The organism is Desulfolutivibrio sp., from assembly GCF_036584575.1.
Lineage (GTDB): Bacteria > Desulfobacterota > Desulfovibrionia > Desulfovibrionales > Desulfovibrionaceae > Desulfolutivibrio.
Genome location: NZ_JAZHDB010000075.1, coordinates 1 through 5,235 on the forward strand (window position 1 = coordinate 1; position 5,235 = coordinate 5,235).

At 65.4% G+C, this 5,235-nt stretch carries 5 protein-coding genes; all 5 read left to right on the top strand.

The genetic code is table 11. The features are described 5' to 3' along the window. The coding region (locus V3572_RS05555; RefSeq protein ID WP_332109990.1) for a tetratricopeptide repeat protein at positions 1-1,131 on the top strand (1,131 nt) is incomplete at its 5' end. 96 nt (positions 1,132-1,227) lie between these two features. After that, on the top strand, positions 1,228-1,839 hold the full coding sequence (locus V3572_RS05560) for a hypothetical protein (protein ID WP_332109991.1): 612 nt from the start codon (positions 1,228-1,230) through the stop codon (positions 1,837-1,839). Positions 1,840-2,078: 239 nt separating this feature from the next. Beyond that, entirely contained in the window at positions 2,079-3,065 is a 987-nt protein-coding gene (gene gap / locus V3572_RS05565; RefSeq protein WP_332109992.1) for a type I glyceraldehyde-3-phosphate dehydrogenase, read from the top strand. A gap of 208 nt (positions 3,066-3,273) precedes the next feature. Next, positions 3,274-4,347, top strand: coding sequence for an HD domain-containing phosphohydrolase (locus V3572_RS05570; RefSeq protein ID WP_332109993.1), 1,074 nt, complete (start codon positions 3,274-3,276; stop codon positions 4,345-4,347). 16 nt (positions 4,348-4,363) lie between these two features. Next, entirely contained in the window at positions 4,364-5,188 is an 825-nt protein-coding gene (locus V3572_RS05575; protein WP_332109994.1) for a PAS domain-containing protein, read from the top strand. Positions 5,189-5,235: the final 47 nt, after the last annotated feature.

A 5,235-nucleotide genomic window follows, 5' to 3' on the forward strand; every position in this document is an offset into this window, starting at 1 on the left:
CTTCATGCGGATCTGCCAGGCAACCGAGATGCCGGCAGGGCCGCCGCCGACGACGACCTGTACGCCGCAGGCGTCCCGGACGCCCGGGACTACGCCGCCGCCGCAGGCTGGTGCCGACAGGCCGCCGGGGATGGGGACGTCCGCTCCCGCTATCTCTACGGGCTGCTTCTGGAACGCGGCCTGGGCGTCGCCCGGGACGAACTGGAAAGCGCCAAGTGGCTGGCGGCGGCGGCCGGGCAGGGCATGCCCCAGGCCCAGTACGCCCTGGCCCTCTTCTATCTGGGCGGACGGGGAGTGATCCGGGACGCGGCCCAGGCCTTTTCCCTGTGCCGCAAGGCCGCCGAGCAAGGCCTGCCCGAGGCCCAGACCCTTTTGGCCTCCATGTACGATGAGGAACTGCGCTCCACGCGCAACTACGCCCAGGCCCTGCGCTGGTATCGCCGGGCCGCCGGGGCCGGGGACGCGACCGCCCAGTTCAACCTGGCCTCCATGTTCGGCAAGGGCGTGGGGACGCCCGCCGACCCGGCCCAATCCTTGGAATGGTTCACCCGGGCGGCCCGGGCCGGAGATCCCAGGGCCGCCTTTAACGTGGGGCTCTTGCACCTCTCGGGCGCCGTTGGCCCCCCGGACGAGATCCAGGCCCTGGACTGGTTCCTGAAGGCCGCCCGGGCCGGAGACGCCAAGGCCCGGCTCATGGCGGCGCTCATGTACCAGCGCGGCCATGGGGCGGCGAGAAATCCCCGCGAGGCCTTCCGCCTGGCCCGGATGGCCGCCCACCAGGGGGTGGCCCAGGCCCAGGCCATGCTCGGAGCGGCCTATTTCGAAGGGCGCACCGTGTCCCGCAACCTGCCGGAATCCTATTTTTGGCTCTGTCTGGCCACCCGGGAGCCCTCGACGGAATTTGACGTGGCCCGGGCGGCCAGGGCCAGGGCGCAGGTGGAAAAACGGCTCTCCCCGCAGCAACTCGCCGCCATCAGGGAACGCGTTGCGGCCTTTACCCCGCGTCCGGCCGATCCGGCCCGGGCAGACGACGGCCTGGCCGCCGTGCCCTTCCTAGCCGCCCCTTCCCGCGCCACGCCCCCCGGCAAGAAAGCGGACGCGGAGGATTCCGAGGTGTACGGGATTTTTTAATCCCGCACTTCTCCCCTCCACACTCTTGACAGTCCTTTGGCTTTGGCTTTTTCTTCATCGCGATTTCGCCAGTTCCCGCAACCCCAAGGAGCATCCATGAAACGCCTTCTCGCGTGCCTCGTGATCCTGACCGCCCTGGCGGCCGCAGCCGCCCATGCCCAGCCAAGCGCTCCCCGGGAAATCGCCGGGATCGCCCTGGGCGCGGACGTCAAGGATCTCGGCCAACGCCTGGACTTAAGCAAAGCGGTTCCCTTGTGGGACAAACCCTATCTCACTCGGGCCAACATCCAGCCCACCAAGGGCTTCCGCACCGGCTACGTGCTGTTCGGCAACTGCGCCAACCCCGGCAAGATCGTGCGCATCAAGCTCAAATACCAGGACAAGGATCCGTCTTTTTTCCGCAGCACCGGCCGGACCCTGACCACCCGCTACGGCGACCCCAAGCCGCTCATGTCCGACCAGGGGGCCCTGTACCTCGGCATGGCCTGGAAATTCGGGAACATCAAAACCGGCGTGACCGCGCTTTTGCTTGAACACGCCGCGGGCGACGATCCCGAGGATACCGAGGGCACCTCCATCCGGCTGACGGACAACGCCATGCTGGACCTGGAACACGAGTGCTACGAAAAATCCCGCCAGAAGGAACCGCAGGTGCAGCCGTCATTCCCGCTTTTCGAGATCAAAGAGGATTGGTTGCTTCCGAAATAAGTTTGGGATGGTCTTTTCGCAAATGCATGCCGGGCAGGGGACGCTCGGCATGCATTTTTTCGGAAACGAAAATTTACATCTGAAATAGTTAAGAAAAACCTGGCTTCGTTGACACAAAATCCGTTACCGGTCTATAGACCGTGGGCGCCTGCCGCATTTTTGCGCTGTGTCCCATCCGGTCGCGGGCGCACTCGGAAGGCCCCGGGCACGACAGTTCCACCCACAAGGAGAGACAGCATATGGCCATTCGGATCGGCATCAACGGATTCGGTCGTATCGGCCGGTATTTGATCAGGCTCCTGGCGGACGACGCGGACGTTTCCGTGGTCGCGGTCAACGCCAGGGCGGACAATCCCCAAATGGCCCATCTGCTCAAATACGATTCGGTACACGGCCGTTTTCCCGGCACGGTTCTGGCCACGGACGACGGGCTTTCCATCAACGGCGCCCCGGTCAAGGTCACCCGGCACGGGGCCGGTGAATGGTCCTGGGGCGAACTGGGCTGCGATCTGGTGGTCGAATCCACGGGCAAGTTCAACGACCGCGAGAGCTGTGAAAAGCACCTGGCCCGCGGGGCCAAGACCGTGGTCATCAGCGCCCCGGCCAAGGGCGAGGACGTGACCATCGTCATGGGCGTCAACCAGGATCAACTCAAGCCCGAGCACAAAATCATCTCCAACGCCTCCTGCACCACCAACTGTCTGGCCCCGGTGGTCAAGGTGCTGCACGACGCCTTCGGCATGAAGCACGGCATCATGACCACCATCCATTCCTATACCATGAGCCAGCGTATCCTGGACGGCTCCCACAAGGACTGGCGACGCGGCCGGGCCTGCGCCGTGTCCATGATCCCCACCACCACGGGCGCGGCCCGGGCCGTGACCAAGGTCATCCCCGAGCTGGCCGGAAGGCTCGACGGCATGTCCATCCGGGTGCCCACCCCCAACGTCTCCCTGGTGGATCTGGTGGCGGAGTTGGAGACGCCCACGGACACGGCGGGCATGCTGGCCGTGCTCAAGGCCGCCGCAAACGACAACATGGGCTACACCGACGAGCCCCTGGTGTCCGTGGATTTCATGGGCGACACCCACGGCGGCGTGGTGGACGCCGCAGCCTCCCAGGTCTTGGACGGCTCCCTGGCCAAGGTGCTCATCTGGTACGACAACGAGGCCGGGTTCACCAACCAGCTTCTGCGCCTGATCAAGCTGGCCGGTTCCATGATGTAGGCCCGCACGGCACGTTTTGCCTCTTTCGCGCCGGAGACGACGGTCTCCGGCGCTTTTTTCGTGCGCCGACCCCCAAAAACAGGGCGCAACCGGCATTTGGCCGAGGAATCTTCCTTGACGCCGGTATCGACCCTCCGTATTTTGCCTTACGCGGCACGGAGCCGCGCGACGAATCCTTGTTTCGCGATCCTTTAAGCCCCCCCCCGCCATGCCCAAACGCATCCTTGCCGTTGACGATGAAAAAATGAACCTGCGGGTGTTAAGCGGCCTGCTGCGCTCCATGGGGCATGACCCGGTCCTGGCGGAAAGCGGCGAAAAAGCCCTGGAAGTCCTGGACCCGGGCATCGATCTGGTCCTCTTGGACGTCATGATGCCGGACATGGACGGCTTCCATGTGGCCAAGAAAATCCGCGAACGCAAAGATGTGGGCGACGTGCCCATCATCATGGTCACGGCCCTGTCCGGAAAACAGGACCGGCTTTCGGCCGTGGAGGCCGGGGCCAACGACTTCATCGCCAAGCCCATCGACCTCACGGAACTGCGGGTGCGCATGGATTCGCTTCTGAAAATGAAGCACTCCCAGGACCAGGTGAAACGTTATCAGGCCGAACTTGAGGAAATGGTGGCGGTGCGCACCAAAGCCCTTCGCATGGCCCTGGAAAACCTTGAGGAATCCCAGAAGACCATCCTGGCCGCCCACCGCGAGACCATCTACCGCCTGGCCTCGGCCGCCGAATTCAAGGACGAGGAGACGGCCAACCACATCACCCGCATGAGCCGGTATTGCGCCTGTCTGGCCGCAAACCTCGGGCTGCACAAGGGTGAGGTGGAGCTGGTGGAACAGGCCAGCCCCATGCATGACATCGGCAAGATCGGCATTCCCGACTCCATCCTGCTCAAGCCCGGAAAGCTCACCCCCGACGAATGGGAGCTGATGAAAAAGCATACCATTTTCGGGTCGCGCATCCTGGGCTCGTCCACCTTCGAGCTTTTGCGGGCCGGCGAGATCATTGCCCTGTCGCATCACGAAAAGTGGGACGGCTCGGGCTATCCCAAGGGCCTTTCCGGGGAGGACATCCCCCTTTTCGGACGCATCTGCGCCGTGGCCGACGTGTATGACGCCCTGACCAGCAAGCGCCCCTACAAGGAGGCCTTCACCGACGAGGTGTCCCTGGGCATCATGCGGGCCGGGCGCGGCAGCCATTTCGATCCGCGCATCCTGGATTGTTTTCTGAACAACTTCGACGGCATTCTCGACATCAAGCGCCGCTATGCCGATTGAGGCGTCCGGCCCGGCCATGAACGACTCACCCCCGGCATCCCGCCCCCGCGCCGACACCATCCCCGTCTCGCCCGATTGCGGCTCCTCCCCGGGCGGCGGCGAGGCCATGTACCGCCTGTTGGCCGAGAACATGCTCGACCTCATCTGCCTGCATGATCTGGACGGCGCCTACCGCTATGCCAGTCCCGCCTGCCGCGAGGTCATGGGCGTCGAACCGGAGGCCCTGATCGGAACCCGGCCGGGCCGTTTCATCCTTCCGGAGGACATGCCGCGCGTCAATGAGGCCTTTGCCCGCTTCGCCCGGGGCGACGAGTCCAGCCGGGACATCACGTTTCGCATCCGCAACGCCGAGGGACGACTGCGCTGGTTCGAAGTCCGTATTTCGCTGGTGCGCGACGCAACCGGATTGGCCGGACGCCCCGGGCTCATCTCCGTCACCCGGGACATCACCCGCCGCAAGGCCATCCAGGCGGCGCTGGTGCGCGAGTCCCAGATCAGCCGGGCCATGTCCCATCTGTCCCAGGGCATGATGGGATCGCGCGGCCTGGCGGAGATTTGCGCGGCCACCCGGCGGGTGGCCATGCTCCTGACCCAAAGCGCGCAGGCCTTGGCCTGTCCCGTCGACCAGGCCGCCCTGGACGGGCTGGACATGTCCGAATCGGCTGGGACGGTTCCCGGAACCGATGCCGACGATCCCCCCTGCCCGGATGCCGCCTCCGTGGACCCAGGTCTGGCCCCCTGCCTGGCCCGGTTGTCCCCCGGTCCCGAGGCCGCGCCCCGTTCGCGCCCGCCGCAGGGGGATCAGCCGCCCTCCCTTCCCCCGGACGCCGGGAGGCAATAGCGCCATGGCCAAGGGATTGCATGCGGCCAACCTGACCAAGCGGTACG